The sequence below is a fragment of the Streptosporangium sp. NBC_01639 genome, assembly GCF_045209755.1.
Classification (GTDB): Bacteria; Actinomycetota; Actinomycetes; order Streptosporangiales; family Streptosporangiaceae; genus Streptosporangium.
In genome coordinates this window covers 5,018,477-5,034,347 of the sequence record NZ_CP109272.1, presented here as the reverse complement: position 1 = coordinate 5,034,347, position 15,871 = coordinate 5,018,477, and the positions used below count along the sequence as shown (strand labels likewise).

The 15,871-nt window shown below is 69.1% G+C and carries 16 protein-coding genes; 9 read left to right on the top strand and 7 right to left on the bottom strand.

Annotation, left to right across the window (positions count from 1 at the left end; translation table 11 throughout):
- Positions 1–909 (bottom strand): LLM class F420-dependent oxidoreductase, encoded by a 909-nt coding sequence (locus OHA77_RS23025; protein ID WP_406311585.1) that lies wholly within the window; start codon positions 907–909, stop codon positions 1–3.
- A gap of 103 nt (positions 910–1,012) precedes the next feature.
- Between OHA77_RS23025 and OHA77_RS23020 the strand changes: the two genes are divergently transcribed.
- The 4 genes from OHA77_RS23020 to OHA77_RS23005 all read left to right on the top strand — a co-directional run bounded on the left by OHA77_RS23020 (position 1,013) and on the right by OHA77_RS23005 (position 4,269).
- Entirely contained in the window at positions 1,013–1,534 is a 522-nt protein-coding gene (locus tag OHA77_RS23020) for a TetR/AcrR family transcriptional regulator (protein ID WP_406311584.1), read from the top strand.
- A gap of 196 nt (positions 1,535–1,730) precedes the next feature.
- Entirely contained in the window at positions 1,731–2,687 is a 957-nt protein-coding gene (locus OHA77_RS23015) for a hypothetical protein (RefSeq protein WP_406311583.1), read from the top strand.
- Between the two features lie 90 nt (positions 2,688–2,777).
- Positions 2,778–3,992: an adenylosuccinate synthetase gene (locus OHA77_RS23010; RefSeq protein WP_406311582.1), complete on the top strand. Its 1,215-nt coding sequence runs from the start codon at positions 2,778–2,780 to the stop codon at positions 3,990–3,992.
- Between the two features lie 52 nt (positions 3,993–4,044).
- On the top strand, positions 4,045–4,269 hold the full coding sequence (locus OHA77_RS23005) for a DUF6458 family protein (protein WP_326826212.1): 225 nt from the start codon (positions 4,045–4,047) through the stop codon (positions 4,267–4,269).
- Here OHA77_RS23005 and OHA77_RS23000 read toward each other — a convergent pair.
- Positions 4,266–4,559, bottom strand: coding sequence for a Dabb family protein (locus OHA77_RS23000; protein WP_326826213.1), 294 nt, complete (start codon positions 4,557–4,559; stop codon positions 4,266–4,268). The genes OHA77_RS23005 and OHA77_RS23000 overlap by 4 nt on opposite strands.
- 269 nt (positions 4,560–4,828) lie before the next feature.
- Here OHA77_RS23000 and OHA77_RS22995 point away from each other — a divergent pair, with 269 nt between their 5' ends.
- On the top strand, positions 4,829–5,110 hold the full coding sequence (locus OHA77_RS22995; protein WP_406311581.1) for a hypothetical protein: 282 nt from the start codon (positions 4,829–4,831) through the stop codon (positions 5,108–5,110).
- A gap of 481 nt (positions 5,111–5,591) precedes the next feature.
- Here OHA77_RS22995 and OHA77_RS22990 read toward each other — a convergent pair whose 3' ends face one another.
- From OHA77_RS22990 to pdhA, 5 genes are all read right to left on the bottom strand, one after another.
- On the bottom strand, positions 5,592–7,367 hold the full coding sequence (locus tag OHA77_RS22990) for an ABC transporter ATP-binding protein (RefSeq protein ID WP_406311580.1): 1,776 nt from the start codon (positions 7,365–7,367) through the stop codon (positions 5,592–5,594).
- 169 nt (positions 7,368–7,536) lie between these two features.
- A complete protein-coding gene (locus OHA77_RS22985) occupies positions 7,537–7,689 on the bottom strand; it encodes a hypothetical protein (RefSeq protein WP_326826216.1) in 153 nt (50 codons plus the stop codon).
- A gap of 273 nt (positions 7,690–7,962) precedes the next feature.
- Positions 7,963–9,345 (bottom strand): dihydrolipoamide acetyltransferase family protein, encoded by a 1,383-nt coding sequence (locus tag OHA77_RS22980; protein ID WP_406311579.1) that lies wholly within the window; start codon positions 9,343–9,345, stop codon positions 7,963–7,965.
- A gap of 14 nt (positions 9,346–9,359) precedes the next feature.
- Positions 9,360–10,343: an alpha-ketoacid dehydrogenase subunit beta gene (locus tag OHA77_RS22975; protein ID WP_406311578.1), complete on the bottom strand. Its 984-nt coding sequence runs from the start codon at positions 10,341–10,343 to the stop codon at positions 9,360–9,362.
- Positions 10,340–11,431: a pyruvate dehydrogenase (acetyl-transferring) E1 component subunit alpha gene (gene pdhA / locus OHA77_RS22970; protein WP_326826219.1), complete on the bottom strand. Its 1,092-nt coding sequence runs from the start codon at positions 11,429–11,431 to the stop codon at positions 10,340–10,342. Before pdhA ends, OHA77_RS22975 begins: the two co-directional genes overlap by 4 nt.
- Positions 11,432–11,718: 287 nt before the next feature.
- On the opposite strand from pdhA, the gene purS reads away from it, so the two are divergent.
- The 4 genes from purS to purL all read left to right on the top strand — a co-directional run bounded on the left by purS (position 11,719) and on the right by purL (position 15,763).
- Positions 11,719–11,964, top strand: a complete 246-nt coding sequence (purS, locus tag OHA77_RS22965) for a phosphoribosylformylglycinamidine synthase subunit PurS (protein WP_326826220.1) — start codon at positions 11,719–11,721, stop codon at positions 11,962–11,964.
- 170 nt (positions 11,965–12,134) lie between these two features.
- Entirely contained in the window at positions 12,135–12,575 is a 441-nt protein-coding gene (locus OHA77_RS22960) for an ATP-binding protein (protein WP_326826221.1), read from the top strand.
- Positions 12,576–12,800: 225 nt separating this feature from the next.
- On the top strand, positions 12,801–13,484 hold the full coding sequence (gene purQ / locus OHA77_RS22955) for a phosphoribosylformylglycinamidine synthase subunit PurQ (RefSeq protein WP_326826222.1): 684 nt from the start codon (positions 12,801–12,803) through the stop codon (positions 13,482–13,484).
- Positions 13,481–15,763, top strand: a complete 2,283-nt coding sequence (purL, locus tag OHA77_RS22950; protein ID WP_406311577.1) for a phosphoribosylformylglycinamidine synthase subunit PurL — start codon at positions 13,481–13,483, stop codon at positions 15,761–15,763. The genes purQ and purL overlap by 4 nt, the downstream gene beginning before the upstream one ends.
- Positions 15,764–15,871: the final 108 nt, after the last annotated feature.

Here is a 15,871-nt window from a genome sequence, read left to right as displayed (position 1 = left end):
CTATGCCTCGTCGCGCAGGGAGGCGACGAGATCGAGGGTCCGTGCCTGTTCCGCATCGGTGCCGACCGGGCTGACCAGCAGTTCCGTCGTTCCGGCTTCGGCATACCGCCGGATCGCCCGTGCCACGGCGGCCTCGTCTCCCGCGATGACCGTCTCGTGCACCCCGGACAGGCCCTGACGGTCCAGCATGGTCTGGTAGCTGGAGAACTGGGAGGCGAATCCCAGCTGTCCGGCCACCTGCTCTCTGACGGCGTCAGGGTCGGCGGTGACGCTCACCATGGCCGTCGCCACGATTCGGGGAGCGGGCCGTCCCGCCTGTGCGGCGGCGCGGGTGATCGTCGGTTCGATGTGGTCGGCGATGGCCTCCGGGCCCGTCCACACGGTCACCGTGCCGTCGGCGAGTTCACCGGCGACGCGCAGCATGACCGGTCCGAGGGCGGAGACCAGCACGGAGGGTGCCTTGGTGCCGGGTGCGTCGACCTGGCCCGTGACGGCGAGGGTCTCCCCCCGGTACTCGACGTGCTCACCGCGGAGCAGGGGTCGCAGCGCCGACAGGTACTCCCGGATGTGCCGGGCCGGCCGGTCGTAGGAGAGGCCGAACTGTCCCTCGATGATCTGCTGATGGCTCGGCCCGACACCCAGGGTGAGCCGGTTGCCGCTCGCCGCCTGCGCGGTGAGCGCCTGCCCGGCCAGCGCGAGCGGATGCCGGGGGTAGGTCTGCACGATCGCCGTCCCCAGCTCGATGCCGGGCACCTGCTGCGCGCTGAGCGCCACCACGGTGAGCGCGTCCCATGAGGTGAGCTGGGAGAAGAAGGCGCTGTCGAGTCCGGCCTCCGCCGCCGTGCGCACCCGCCCCACCAGGGCGTCCAGGCCGGGCCCGGCGGCGTGGATGTACAGACCTGTCTTCACTGATCCTCCAAAGTGAATCGGATCTTCCGCTTCCGCTATGCCACGTTACACTAATCTGAATCTGTGATTCCGCTTGCTGGCATCCATTCGAAGAGGGGCCACCGTGCGCGCCGACGCGCGACGTAACCGCGAGCTCATCGTCACCACGGCGATCGGCCTGTTCACCGAGGCCGGACCGGGCGTGTCGATGGAGGAGATCGCCCGTGCGGCCGACCTCGGAGTCGGCACGCTTTATCGCCATTTTCCCGATCGGCAGGCGTTGCTGGAGGCCATCGCCCTCGAAGCGCTGGATCGGCTCCGGACGCTCATCCGGACGGCCGTCGCACAGGACGTACCGCGATGGCAGGCTCTCGGCAGGGTCGTCGAACACTGCGTCGAACAGCCGCTGGCGTTGATCAAGTCGCTGTCGCCCGCCACGCCGGCCGACCCCCGGCGCGGGGACCTGGAACGCGAGGTCAACGACCTGATCGAACAGCTTCTGGAACAGGCCCGCGAAGAGGGGACGCTGCGCCCCGACATCCCACCACGCGAGGTCCTCGGCCTGCTCAACGTGGCCATCTGCCGTCCGGGAGCGCGTGCCGACGACCATCTGATCACGGTGATACTCGACGGCCTCAGGCGCTGAGCCCGCGAGGTTCCGACGACCGCCGCGCCCGCCCTCGCAGACGCGCACCCTCCACCCCCGCCCTCATAAGCGGAAATGCCCTAATGGGTTGACGCGGGCCGTTGTTATTCTCATACTGAGAACATCTCAACCTAAGAACAACTTGTGGTGGACGGGTCCGGCCCGCCGGGTCCCGCCACCGATGTCAGGAGACCCCATGGGAAGCGGAAACTGGTCCACCGACGTCTACGCGGCCGCCGCGAGCTACCGCGCGGCGAAGGGCACCAGCGCCTTCGCCTACAGCGACAGCGGCGCGCGCGCCGTGCACGACGATCTCAACCCGTACGGCGTGCCGGCCCGGGAGAGCCGCGACTCGGCCGAACACCCCGCCACCGTGGCCGTCGCCGTCCTGTTCGACGTGACCGGCTCGATGCGCGGGGTGCCCCGCACGCTCCAGGCGAAGCTGCCCGACCTGCTCGGCCTGCTGCTCCGCAAGGGCTACGCGACCGACCCGCAGGTCCTCTTCGGTGCGATCGGCGACGCCACCTGCGACCGGGCTCCGCTGCAGATCGGGCAGTTCGAGTCTGACAACCGGATGGACGAGGATCTCGGCAGAGTCCTGCTGGAGGGCGGGGGCGGCGGCCAGAAGAGCGAGTCGTACGAGCTGGCGATGTACTTCATGGCCCGGCACACCACGCTCGACTGCTTCGAGAAGCGGGGACGCCGGGGCTACCTGTTCATCATCGGCGACGAACTGCCCTACCCGAAGGTCAAGCGCCGCGAGGTCGGCAAGGTCATCGGCGACAGACTGGGGCGGGACATCGCGATCAAGGACATCATCGCCGAGCTGACCAGGAAGTACGACGTCTACTACATCCTCCCCGCCGGAGCGAGCTATGCCGGAGATCGCCAGGTGCTGGACGCCTGGCGCGGCCTGCTCGGCCAGAACGTGCTGGAACTGGACGACCTGAACGCCGTCTGCGAGACGATCGCACTCACCGTCGGCCTCGGCGAGGACGCCATCAGCCTGGACGAGGGGCTGAGCGACCTCGACGAGCTCGGCTCGTCCGCCGGGACCGTCGTGGGAAAGGCCCTGGCCAGGCTGGACCGGGACACGTTGGTGGTGGCCGAGGGGCTCGACCTCGGCGGCGACAGCGGCGTGGTCCGGCTGTGAGCCGCACGGCCACCGGCAGAGGGGCGGCGCCCCGGGGGCGCTCCTCGCACCCGCGCGCCCCGCAGACTCGCACCGGAGACGGGGCCTCGCATGGGTGAGCACGTGATCGTGACCGACCTCGGGTACGGCGACGCAGGCAAGGGCACGGTCGTGGACTGGCTCTGTGCCCAGGGGCCCGTCCAGGCGGTCGTCAGGTTCAACGGGGGCGCTCAGGCGGCGCACAACGTCGTCCTGCCCGACGGGCGGCACCACACGTTCGCCCAGTTCGGGTCCGGGACGCTTCGGGGCGTCCCGACGCACCTGTCCCGGTTCATGGTGGTGGACCCGCTCGCTCTCGCCTCGGAGGCCGCGCACCTGACCGCGCTGGGGGTCCCCGACCCGTTCGGGCTGCTCACCGTGGACCGGGACGCCCTTCTCGCCACGCCGTACCACGTCGCGGCAGGACGGGCGCGAGAGTCGGCGCGGGGTGCGGGCCGGCACGGGTCGTGCGGGATGGGTGTCGGCGAGACCATGTCCTACGCCCTGGGGCATCCGGGTCTCGGGCCGACCGCCGGCGACTGCGAGAACCCGGCGCTGCTCACCCGGAAACTGCACGCACTCCGGGAGGCGCTGGGGGTGGCCGGACCGCCGGTGGAGGACTGTGTCGCGGCCTTTCGGGCGTTCGCGGAGCGGGTGATCCTGGTGGACTCCTCGTTCACGAAGGCTCTGCTGCGGGGGCACCCGGTGGTCTTCGAGGGGGCACAGGGAGTGCTGCTCGACGAGTGGCACGGTTTCCACCCCTACACGACGTGGAGCACGACGACCTTCGCCAACGCGCTGGCCCTGCTCGACGGGGTGCCGGCCGTACGGCTGGGCGTGCTGCGCACCTTCACCCCCCGGCACGGGCCCGGCCCGCTGGTCACCGAGGATGCGGCGCTGGGAACGGCCGAAGCCCACAATATGGCCGGTCCGTGGCAGGGCCCCTTCCGCGCCGGCCACTTCGACGCGGTGGCCCACCGCTATGCGCTGGCTGTCGCGGGCGGGGCTGACGCGCTCGCGCTCACCCATCTGGACGCGCCGGTGTCACGGATGTGCGTCTCCTACGACACCGGCGAACTTCCGGTGGGCACGGCGGGCGACCTCGACGGGCAGACCCGGCTGACCCGACGGGTGCTCCGGGCCCGTCCCCGCTACACCGACGGCGTCGACGACTGGCCCGCCGCCGTCGCCGACGCCCTCAACGTCCCGGTATGGCTGGGCTCGGCCGGCCCCACCGCCATGGACAAGATCCGACTGAGTGACGCGATCGCCCTTGAGAGGGTGTGACCGGCAACGTACGCTCCATTTACCTGGTCATTACTTGCGTCCGGAGGTCTTGATGGGTGTCGGGGTCAGCATCTTCTTTCTCACGCTCGGCGCCATCCTCCGCTTCGCCATCGAACCCGACGTTCTCGGCAGGGATGTGCACATCGACATCATCGGGGTGATCTTCATGATCGTCGGAGCGATCGGGGTCGTGCTCAGCGTCGTACTGGCGCCCAAGCGCGGGCTGACGTCGGAGGACCGCCTGATGCACCGCGAGAACCATCCGCCGGAGGTCTAGCAGACGTACTGCACGGCCGCGCGTGAGGCCAGGATCGGCTTGATGTGTTCGGCGATCACGGCCTGGTGGGTCGGGTGGTCGCGGTAGACCACATAGTCGTCGACGCTGTCGAAATCGGCGACGACCGCGAAGTCGTGGTTTCCGGGATTCACTCCCGCGTCGGCCCCGACGACGTAGGCGCGGATTTCGGTGATGACCTCAGGCAGCTTGCGGAGCTCGGTCGCGACCGTGGCTTTCTGCTCGGCGGTGGCCCCTTCGGCCCAGGTGAAAAGCACGACATGCCGGAACATGATCTTCCCTTCGTTCGAGTCCCCGTCAGCGTACGGCCACGCCCGCAACGGTGAAACAGCGGGGACTAAATCCCATTTAGCATGGGTAGAACTATTTGTCCAGAAATGAGTTGATATGCTCAATTTATTTCTTATTTATACAGCTATGTGGTGCTTTGCCAAAGCATAAGTGCTTTGCGGTGTCTTGATCGCTTCGCCTCCGGCAGTCTGTGAATTGTCCAGAAATCCATGAGGACGGATCCGTCTTCGCGTGAAAACCGGAGGACCGCATGAAAACCAAGACTGCTGCCTCGTTCATCGCGAGCATGATGAGCGCGGGGCTGCTCGCCGGAGCACTCGCCGCAGGTCCCGCACAGGCATCGGTCACCGTGGCCTCACCCCCCGCCGTCCAGACCGCCACCACGGCCACGGGGTTCCTCACCGGCTGCGGCGGCTGCTGGAGACGGCGCTGCTGCTGTCGCTGTCATCGCTGCTGCCGATGCGGCGGCGGCTGCGGCGGCGGCTGGGGCGGCGGCGGAGGTTGGGGCGGCTGGGGTGGCGACTGGTGGTGATCCGTGGCCGGATAGGCCACCCGCTCTAAGCACGCAACACCGGGACAGAGGTGCCTTCCTCACCCGGCCGGCCCGGGGAAACAGCCCCGGGCCGGAAATTCGGCGGCGTTTTCCGCAGGCCGTACTCAGCGGTCGAGCCGGACGGATTCGTTCGCCTTCATGATGAGCCCGCTCCTTTTCGGGAGCGGGCTCACCGTATTTCCCACCGTCCGGCACGTGACGCGTATCGCGACTCCCGGATGCCCGGCGCATATCGGAGCCCGACTCGGACGCCCGGCGCATACCGAAGCCTGCCCGCCCCGTACGGCGCCTATCGGAGCGCTCCCGGATGCCCGGCGCATATCGGAACCCGACTCGGACGCCCGGCGCATACCGAAGCCTGCCCGCCCCGTACGGCGCCTATCGGAGCGCTCCCGGATGCCCGGCGCATATCGGAACCCGGCCGCCGTGGCCCCCTGGAACCGTGTGCCGGGGACCGCTCTCAGACCGGGCGCACTGTCGTGCCACGGCGTTCGGAGAGTCTGATCCTCGTCCGGACGGGGCTCCGGACGGGTTCGAGGACGACGATGCGTGCCGTCTCGGGGATGAGGCGGAGATCATGGGTGATCAGGATGGTCGTACGGCCGGACATGAGCCGCCTGAGAGGTTCCATGATCCGGGCCGCGGTAGGCGAGTCCAGTCCGGTCATCGGCTCGTCGAGGACGAGGACCGGGGCGTCGCGCAGGATCGCCCGGGCGATGGCGATCCGCTGGCGCTGTCCTCCGGACACGAGCCGGCCGCGTTGCCCGAGAGGCGTGTCGTATCCCTGGGGAAGCGTCCCGATGAAGTCGTGCACGTCCGCCATGACGGCGGCCCGGACGATGTCGTCCATGGCGGCGTCCGGACGGCCGTAGGCGATGTTGTCGCGCACGGTCCCGGAGAAGAGCAGGTTCTCCTGCTGGAGGATGGTGATGTTGTCGCGGAGCGACCGACGTTCCAGGTCGCGGATGTCGGCTCCGTCGAGCAGGATGCGCCCGGCGGTGGGGTCGTAGAACCGCAGCAGGAGCTTGGTGAGGGTGGACTTGCCCGCACCGCTGGGTCCGGTGCACACGATCAGCTCGCCCGGGCCGGCGCTGAAGGACAGGTTGCGCAGCGTGGGGTCGGTCCTGTCCGGATAGGTGAAGCCGACGTCCTCGAAGTCGATCTGACCGCGGATCCGCCCGGCCAGGGGAGTCGCCGCGTCGCGGTCGGTGAGAGTGGGCCGGGTCCGCAGGATCTCGATGACACGGTCGGAGCCGGCCGCCGCCTCGGAGACGGTGAGCGCGAGCTGCCCGAGGCTCTGCACCGCCGGATAGAGGTAGGCGAGATAGGCGGCGAAGGCGAGCAGCCCGCCGATGGTGAGGCGTCCGGCCGCGATCTCCCATGCGCCGAACCCGATGATGACGAGCATGCAGACGGTCTCGATGACCTGGACGACCGGTCCGTACAGGCCGGACAGCCCGGCCTGGCGGAGGTTGGCCCGTAGCCAGGTGCGGCCCTCACCGTGCAGGCGCCGGGCCTCGGCCTCCTGACGGTTGTAGGCCTGCACGAGGGACTGGTTGGCCAGGCTCTCCTCGATGACGCTGCTCATGGTGCCGTTGCTGAGCCGCTCGCGCGCGGCGGCGTCTCTGAACCTCGACGCGAACACCTTGGAGACGATCAGGAAGGCCGGGACCATCGCGAAGGTGACCAGTGCCAGGTCCCACCGGATGTAGAAGGCCGCTCCGGCGAAGAAGACCACGCTGGCCGCCGTCGTGAAAAGCCGCACCAGACCGGAGCCGACCAATTCCTCGATGGCTTCGACGTCGTTGGTGAGCCTGGCCATCAGGTCACCCAGTCGGCGCTTGTCGAAGAAGTCCGGGGTGAGCGTCTGGATGTGGGAGAACACTCTGTCCCGCAGCCGTAGCAGGAAGCGTTCGCCGCCCAGGGCCGTGGCGTAGGAACCGGTGAAGGAGGCCAGGCCCGCGACGACCGCCAGACCGAGCCACGCGGACGCGGGCCCCCAGAACGCCCCGAGGTTCCCGCGGCTGAGGACCTCGTCCGTGATGAGCCCGAACAGCCCGATCGCGGCGACCTCGCAGAGGGCCGCCACGATCGCCAGCACGACGCCGGCCGCGAACAGCTTGCGGATGCCGTGGGTGAAGGGCCAGAACCTCCGGAAGGCCTCCCGGAGGGCGACCGACGGCGCGACAGCGGGCGGGGAGTCCACCACCGATTCGGCTCCGTCGGACGAGGACAAGGACGAAGGCGAGGACGAGGACGGCGGTGAAAACGAGAACCGGCGGAGTGACCGCCGGTTCCCGTTCGATTCTTCTACCACCAGTAGCTTCGCCGCCACCGCCGCCGCCTGCATCCGCATCCGCATCCGGCAAGGGGCGCGCGGCTCGTCGGGAAGATCATGTTCAGTCTCATGGAATATCTCCTTTGGGCTGACCTTTCATCCGGTTGCCAATATCGACCATATCATCCATAACGGCACAAATCGCCAAATTCGACATCCATTGAAGACGCTTTAATCGATCATTCCGATAGCCCGCGGAATCAGAATCGGTGCGTTTCACCCGGAATTTCCATAGAATCACATAACGAGCTTGACCTGCAGAGACGCTCTCAAAAGCGCACCCCATAGCAATCCCACAGGAAGGTCGGAACGGTCGACGAGATGGCAATCAGGGCGTGCGAAGCTTGTCTCCCGGGGAGAGCGCATAAGTTTTCCATAAAAACCATGGAGGAGGCGGACCGGCAAACGCCGAGTAAATCAGGTTGACCTGTCTGGGCATGCGGAAACACCGTGAGCCCGCTCCCCAGGGGAGCGGGCTCACGTCACCTCGCCGTCAGTTCCAGGCGAGCATGCGCAGCGGGTCTTCCAGCATGGCGCCGACGTCGCGCAGGAAGAGCGAGCCGAGCTCCCCGTCCACGACCCGGTGATCGAAGGAGAGCGCCAGCGTGCACACCTTACGGGGCACGATCTGCCCGTCCACCACCCATGGCAGGTCCCTGATCTGGCCGAAGGCCAGGATCGCCGATTCACCCTGGTTGAGGATCGGCGTGCCCGCGTCCACCCCGAACACGCCCACATTCGTGATCGTGATCGTGCCCCCGGCCATCTCGGAGGGCTGGGTACGGCCGGCTCTGGCGGTCTCGGCAAGGGCGCCGAGAGCCCTGGCCAGATCCGGGAGGGAGAGGGCGTGGGCGTCCTTGACGTTGGGGACGAGCAGGCCGCGCGGGGTCGCCGCCGCGATGCCCAGGTTCACATAGTGCTTGACCACGATCTCCTGCGCGGACTCGTCCCACATCGAGTTGATCATCGGATGGCGCCGGGCCGCGACGAGCACCGCCTTCGCCACCAGGAGCAGCGGCGACACCTTGACCTCGGCGAAGTCGGGGAGCAGCCGTAGCCGGACGACCGCGTCCATGGTCGCGGTCACGTCCACCTGGAGGAACTCGGTGACGTGCGGCGCGGTGAACGCGGAGGCCACCATCGCCTGCGCGGTCGCCTTCCGCACGCCCTTGACCGGGATCCGCTCCTCACCCGCCGGTACGGCCCGCGACACGGCCGGGGAGGCCGCTCCGACCGCCGAGTGGACGTCGTCCCGGGTGATCGAGCCCTGCGGGCCGCTTCCGGTGAGCTCCGTCAGGTCCACCCCGAGGTCTCTGGCCAGTTTCCGCACGGGGGGCTTGGCCAGCACCGCGCCCCGCCCCGGGCGCGAGGCGGTGCCCGGCTCGCGCCACGACGGGGACGCCGGAGCGGCCTCCCCGACGAAGCCGGGGGAACCGGCGGGCGCCGTGTCCTCCCGGACGGGCGGCCGGGTGACGGGCGGGGCGGACGTCGCCTTGCGGGCCCGGCGTTTGGCGGTGCCCATCTTCACGCCGTAGCCCACCAGGACGGGCTGGCGCTCCTCCTTGGGGACCGCGGGGACCATGTCGTCGGCCAGCGCCTCCACGCGCTCGGGGACGGGCGCGGCGGCGGGGACCGGAGCGCTGCCGTCGTCGACGGAGATGATCGGCCTGCCGACGTCGACGGTCTCCCCCTCATCGGCCATCAGGGCCGCCACCACGCCGTCGAACGGGCAGGGCAGCTCGACGACGGCCTTGGCCGTCTCGATCTCCACGATGATCTGGTTGACCTTGACCGGGTCACCGGCCTTCACATGCCAGCGGACGATCTCGGCCTCGGTCAGGCCCTCACCCACATCGGGGAGCTTGAACTCCTTCATCGTTCCTCCCCTCCTCAGAACGCGAACGCGCGGTCGACGGCGTCGAGGACCCGGTCCAGGTCGGGCAGGTAGTGATCCTCCAGTCTGGAGGGCGGGTAGGGCGTGGACGGCCCGCCGACGCGCAACACCGGCGCCTCCAGGTTGTAGAAGCACTTCTCGGTGACCCGGGCGGCCACCTCGGCACCGAAGCCGTTGTAGACCGGCGCCTCGTGCACCACGACGCAGCGCCCGGTCCTGCGGACCGACTCGGTGACCCGGGCGACGTCCAGCGGGTTGAGCGAGCGCAGGTCCAGGACCTCCAGGGACCGGCCGTCCTCCTCGGCCGCCGCCGCGGCCTCCAGGCAGGTCTTCACCATCGGCCCATAGGCGATCAGGGTGAGGTCCGTGCCGGGCCGTACGATCCGGGCCTGGTCGAAGGGCGTCCAGCCGGTGGGATCGGCGGAGGTGTCCACCTCGATCTTCTCCCAGTAGCGGCGCTTGGGCTCGAAGAAGACAACGGGGTCGTCACAGCGGATCGCCTGCTGGATCATCGTGTAGGCGTCGGCGGGGTTGGAGCACGCCACGACCCGGAGGCCGGCGGTGTGGGTGAAGTACGCCTCGGGCGACTCGCTGTGGTGCTCCACGGCGCCGATGCCGCCGCCGCACGGGATCCGCACCACGACCGGCAGCTTCAGCTTTCCCAGCGACCGCAGCGGCATCTTGGCCAGCTGGGTGATGATCTGGTCGGCGGCGGGGAAGACGAACCCGTCGAACTGGATCTCGCAGACCGGGCGGTATCCCCGGAGTGCGAGACCGATCGCCGTTCCGATGATGCCCGACTCGGCCAGCGGGGTGTCGATGACTCGCTGCTCGCCGAAGTCCTTCTGCAGTCCGTCGGTGACGCGGAACACGCCACCGAGCTTGCCCACGTCCTCGCCCATGATGAGGACCTTGGGGTCGTCCTCCATGGCCTTGCGCATGCCCTCGTTGAGCGCCTTCGCCAGTGTGAGAGTCGTCATCCCTCGAAACCCTCCAGGTAGGTGGCGAACTCGGCGCGCTCTGAGTCCATCAGCCCGTGCGGTTCCGCGTAGACGTGATCGAAGATGGCCAGCGGCTCGGGGTCGGGCAGTGCGAGGCAGCGCTTGCGCACGTCTCTGCCGAGTTCGTCGGCCTCGGCGTCGATCGCGTCGAAGAAATCCTGGTCGGCGATCTGGTTCTTGAACATGTAGGCGCGGACCCGCTCGATCGGGTCCTTGAGCTTCCACGCCTCCAGCTCACCCGCCACCCGGTAGCGGGTCGGGTCGTCGGAGGTCGTGTGCGCGCCCATCCGGTAGGTGAAGGCCTCGATCAGCATCGGGCCCTGCCCGGACCTGGCGTCGGCCAGCGCCTTGCGGGTGACCGCGAGGCAGGCGAAGACGTCGTTGCCGTCGACCCGGACGCCCGGAAAGCCGAAGCCGCTCGCCCGGCGGTACAGCGGGATGCGGGACTGCTTCTCCAGCGGCTCGGAGATGGCCCACTGGTTGTTCTGGCAGAAGAACACCACGGGCGCGTTGAACACCGACGCCCAGATGAACGACTCGTTCACGTCTCCCTGGGAGGTGGCGCCGTCGCCGAAGTAGACGATGGTGGCAGCCTCGGCGCTGTCGCGCTGGATGCCCATGGCGTAGCCGACCGCGTGCAGGGTCTGGCTGCCGATCACGATCGTGTACAGGTGGAAGTTGTGCTCGGCCGGGTCCCAGCCTCCGTGGTTGACGCCGCGGAACAGGCCGAGCAGGTTCACCGGGTCCACGCCCCGGCACCAGGCCACACCGTGCTCGCGGTAGGTCGGGAAGGCCATGTCGGCCTCGGTCAGTGCCCGGCCCGAGCCGATCTGGGCGGCCTCCTGGCCGAGCAGGGAGGCCCAGATGCCCAGCTCGCCCTGGCGTTGCAGGGCCACGGCCTCCAGGTCGACGCGGCGGACCAGCACGAGGTCCCGGTAGAGCCCGCGGATCTCTTCGTGCGTCAGATCGATGTCGTAGTCGGGATGCTCGACCCGTTCCCCTTCGGGGGTCAGCAACTGGACGAGCTCCGGAGGTGCTTCCGCACCACGAGGGGCCTCGGCTGTCACGTGCCGCTCCTGTGTGCTCGGGGCCGTCCGGATGGGTTCGCCATCCGTGTCCGGCCGATCCGCAGCGCATACGATCCGTTTGGTGGTGGTTCGTACGCGTTTGAGGACATCGTGGCAGAGGTCACGCACCTGTGCGCAAGACCTGAGCCGGCATCCATACGCTCCCCGTTCCCGCTGAACCCCGCTTTACCCTTGCACGCGGGGCACCCGGACCCGGCGACGAACTGCCGGAGAAGCCCGTTACGCTTAAGGCGCCGAACGTCCCCGCTGCAACCAGGAGGAACACCGTGGCGCGCGTCATCGTCGACGTCATGCTGAAGCCCGAGATTCTCGACGCGCAGGGCCAGGCGATCGCCCGGGCGCTCCCTCGGCTCGGCTTCTCCGGTGTCTCAGCGGTACGGCAGGGCAAGCGGTTCGAGGTGGAGATCGAAGGCCCCGCCGACGAGACCGCCCTTTCGGATGTCCGGAAGATGGCCGAAACCCTGCTGGCCAACACCGTGATCGAGGACTACACGGTGACTGTGGAGTCGTAGACCATCACATATCACGCAGGAAATTTCCTTACGTCAGGCTAAATCCCACTCCGGATGTGCCGGAATCCCACAGCTTGACCAACACTAAATAACATCAAGGTTATTTTGCGGTTAGCCCGGATTCTGCGGGGAAACCTTGACAGGGTGACGTCTGGCCCGGGAGGGATCCGGTGGATATCGAGTTCGCGTTGGCTCTGCCGAGGGAGGCCATCGGCATTCCGATGGTCCGCAGAGCGTTGGGCGACTCTTTACGGTCGCTCGGCGTCACCGAGGACTGCGTGTCCGACATCCTGCTCGCGGTCACCGAGGCATGTGCCAACGCGGTGCGCCACGGCGGCCCGGCCAACCGCTACGGAGTCGAGGCCGCGATCGGCCACGGCCGCTGCGACGTCCGCATCATCGACCACGGCCACGGCCTCCTGAGGGTGCCCGAGCAGTACCCCCCGGCGGACAACGAGAACGGCCGGGGCATCCTCATCATGCAGGCCGTGGTGGACGAGATCAGCTTCGACATCGCACCCGGCCGGGGCACCACCGTGCATCTGCGCAAGCACCTCGACTGGGACGACGACGCCGCCTTCCTCCGCCACCCGGTGCTCGCCGCCGTGTGACCGCCCCGCATACCGGCCCCGTTCCATCCGGCGGGGCTCTGCGGCCTGGCCGGCACCGGCCGATCCCCCGACTCGCGGCCGGTTCCGGCGGGGTGAGCTGTGCGATCGGACGACTCCGCGTGTCACCTCCGCTCCAGGAGCGGATAGCCTGGGCACACCGCCGCAGACCGTCGTCCGATGTGTGAGACGTCGGCGCGGTGCTCGTTTGTGGAGGGGAACGCTGTCATGAGTGCTGCCCGCGTGGGCGTCGTCACTTTTCCCGGAACTCTTGACGATCAGGACGCGGCCCGCGCCGTGCGGCACGCGGGCGGCGAAGCCGTCCCGCTGTGGCACGCGGATCCCGATCTCAAGGGCGTGGACGCGGTCTTCCTGCCAGGCGGGTTCTCCTACGGGGACTACCTGCGGTGCGGGGCGATCTCCAGGTTCGCGCCGCTGATGGAGGAGCTGATCCCCGCCGCCAGGGCCGGGCTCCCCGTCCTCGGCACCTGCAACGGCTTCCAGATCCTCTGTGAGGCCCACCTGCTGCCCGGTGCGCTGATGCGCAACGCCGGGCTGCACTATGTCTGCCGCGACCAGGGCATCCGGGTGGAGAACACCGCCACCCCGTGGACGTCCGACTTCACCGAGGGCCAGGAGATCGTCCTGCCGGTCAAGCACGGCGAGGGCCGCTACGTCGCCGACGAGGCGACCCTGGGCGCGCTGGAGGCGGGTGGCCAGGTCGTCTTCCGCTACACCGGGGGCAACCCCAACGGCTCCCTGAACGACATCGCGGGCATCCGCAACGAGGCCGGGAACATCGTCGGCCTCATGCCGCACCCCGAGCACGCAGTCGAGGACCTCACCGGCGCTCCGAGCACGGACGGTCGCGGATTCTTCTCCTCCATCCTGAAGAAGCTGGTGAACCTGTGAGCGAGCGACCCGGCGGAGTCCCCGCCAACCTGGACACCGTCAAGCGGGCCGAGGACACTCCCGACGAGCGCCAGCCGTACGTCGAGCTGGGCATGAAGGTCGAGGAGTACGACCGGGTCCGCGAGATTCTCGGCCGCCGGCCCACCGGCTCCGAGCTGGCCATCTACAGCGTCATGTGGAGCGAGCACTGCTCCTACAAGTCCTCCAAGGTGCACCTGCGCCAGTTCGGCACCAAGGCCCCCGCCTCCGAGGCCCTGCTCGTCGGCATGGGCGAGAACGCCGGCGTCGTCGACATCGGCGACGGCTGGGCGGCCACCTTCAAGATCGAGTCGCACAACCACCCGTCCTACGTCGAGCCGCACCAGGGCGCGGCGACCGGCGTCGGCGGCATCGTCCGCGACATCATGTCGATGGGCGCCCGGCCGATCGCGGTGATGGACGCGCTGCGGTTCGGCGCGGCCGACGCCCACGACACCCGGCGGGTGCTGCCCGGCGTGGTCGAGGGCATCAGCCACTACGGCAACTGCCTGGGCCTGCCCAACATCGGCGGCGAGGTCGTCTTCGACCCCTGCTACATCGGCAACCCACTGGTCAACGCGCTCTGCGTGGGCCTGCTCCGCAAGGACCAGATCAAGCTGGCGACCGCCCCGGGACCGGGCAACAAGGTCGTCCTGTTCGGCGCGCTGACCGGCCCCGACGGCATCGGCGGCGCGTCCGTCCTGGCCTCGGCCACGTTCGAGGACGAGTCGCAGGCCAAGCGCCCGAGCGTCCAGGTGGGCGACCCGTTCATGGAGAAGCTGCTGATCGAGTGCTGCCTGGAGCTGTACCAGGCGGACGTGGTCGTCGGCATCCAGGACCTCGGCGCGGCCGGCGTCTCCTGCGCCACCACCGAGCTCGCGGCCAAGGGCACCGGCGGCATGGACGTCAGGCTGGAGGAGGTCCCGCTGCGCGACCCGTCGCTGCGGCCCGAAGAGATCCTGATGAGCGAGTCGCAGGAACGCATGATGGCCGTCGTCACACCCGACGACATCGATGCCTTCATGGCGATCTGCGCCAAGTGGGACATCCCGGCGACCGTGATCGGCGAGGTCACCGACTCCGGCCGCCTGGTGATGACCTGGTACGGCGAGACCATCGTGGACATCCCGCCGGGAACCGCGGCCGACGACGGCCCGATCTACGAGCGGCCCTTCCACGAGCCCGCCGGTCAGGCCGCGCTCAACGCCGACGACCCCTCGCGACTGGCCCGCCCCGACGACCTGAGGGCGACGCTGCTGGAGCTCCTCGGCTCGCCGAACCTGGCGTCCAAGGAGTGGGTGACCTCCCAGTACGACCGCTACGTCCGGGGCAACACCGTGCTGGCCCAGCCCGCCGACGCCGGCGTGCTGCGCATCAGCGAGGTCATGCCGGGCGCCGAGGAGACGACCCGGGGCATCGCGCTGTCGACGGACGGCAACGGCCGCTACGCCCGGCTCGACCCGTACGCCGGCGCGCAGCTCGCCCTGGCCGAGGCCTACCGCAACGTGGCGGTGACCGGTTCCCGGCCGCTCGCGGTGACCAACTGCCTCAACTTCGGCTCTCCCGAGGACCCCGAGGTCATGTGGCAGTTCGCCGAGGCCACGCGCGGCCTGGCCGACGCCTGCAAGACCCTGGGCGTGCCGGTCACCGGCGGCAACGTCTCCTTCTACAACCAGACGGGATCCACCCCGATCCACCCGACTCCGGTCGTGGGCGTGCTGGGCGTGATCGACGACGTGGCCGGACGGGTCCGAAGCGGCTTCACCGGACCGGACGAGAAGATCGTCCTGCTCGGTGCGACGGAGGAGGAGTTCGGCGGCTCCGAATGGGCCCACGTGGCCCACGGCCACCTCGGCGGGCTGCCGCCCCAGGTCAACCTGGAGGCCGAGCGCGCCCTGGGGACCGTCCTGGCCGAGGCGGCCTCCCAGGGCCTGCTGACCGGCTCCCACGACCTGTCCGACGGCGGCCTGGGGATCGCCCTGGCCGAGGCCTGCCTCGCCCGGGGCATCGGCTGCACGGTCTCCCTGACGGGTGACGACGCGTTCGTCGACCTGTTCAGCGAGTCGCCGGCCCGTGCGCTGGTGACCGTGGCACCGGAGTCCTTCGGAGCCTTCGCCGAGCTCTGCGCCGCCCACGAGGTCCCCTGCTACGGCCTGGGCACCACCGGTGGCACCGCGCTGGCCGTCGAGGACGTCCTGGACATCCCGGTCGCCGAGCTCAGGGAGACCCACACCGCAACCCTGCCGGGCATCTTCGGCTGACCGTCACCCGCACGAGGTTCCGTATACGGGACAGTGGGCCCCTCCCGGCACGTCGCCGGGAGGGGCCCACTGACTTTCACAGGTGAGTCACGTCGTCAACGCCGGTGG

Coding starts and splice junctions, on each gene's coding strand:
- OHA77_RS22980 (WP_406311579.1), bottom strand. CDS start 9,345: ATGAAGGAGTTCAAGCTCCCCGATGTGGGTGAGGGCCTGACCGAGGCC.
- purQ (WP_326826222.1), top strand. CDS start 12,801: ATGAGTGCTGCCCGCGTGGGCGTCGTCACTTTTCCCGGAACTCTTGAC.
- OHA77_RS22995 (WP_406311581.1), top strand. CDS start 4,829: ATGAAAACCAAGACTGCTGCCTCGTTCATCGCGAGCATGATGAGCGCG.
- OHA77_RS23000 (WP_326826213.1), bottom strand. CDS start 4,559: ATGTTCCGGCATGTCGTGCTTTTCACCTGGGCCGAAGGGGCCACCGCC.
- OHA77_RS22975 (WP_406311578.1), bottom strand. CDS start 10,343: ATGACGACTCTCACACTGGCGAAGGCGCTCAACGAGGGCATGCGCAAG.
- OHA77_RS23015 (WP_406311583.1), top strand. CDS start 1,731: ATGGGAAGCGGAAACTGGTCCACCGACGTCTACGCGGCCGCCGCGAGC.
- OHA77_RS23010 (WP_406311582.1), top strand. CDS start 2,778: ATGGGTGAGCACGTGATCGTGACCGACCTCGGGTACGGCGACGCAGGC.
- OHA77_RS23005 (WP_326826212.1), top strand. CDS start 4,045: ATGGGTGTCGGGGTCAGCATCTTCTTTCTCACGCTCGGCGCCATCCTC.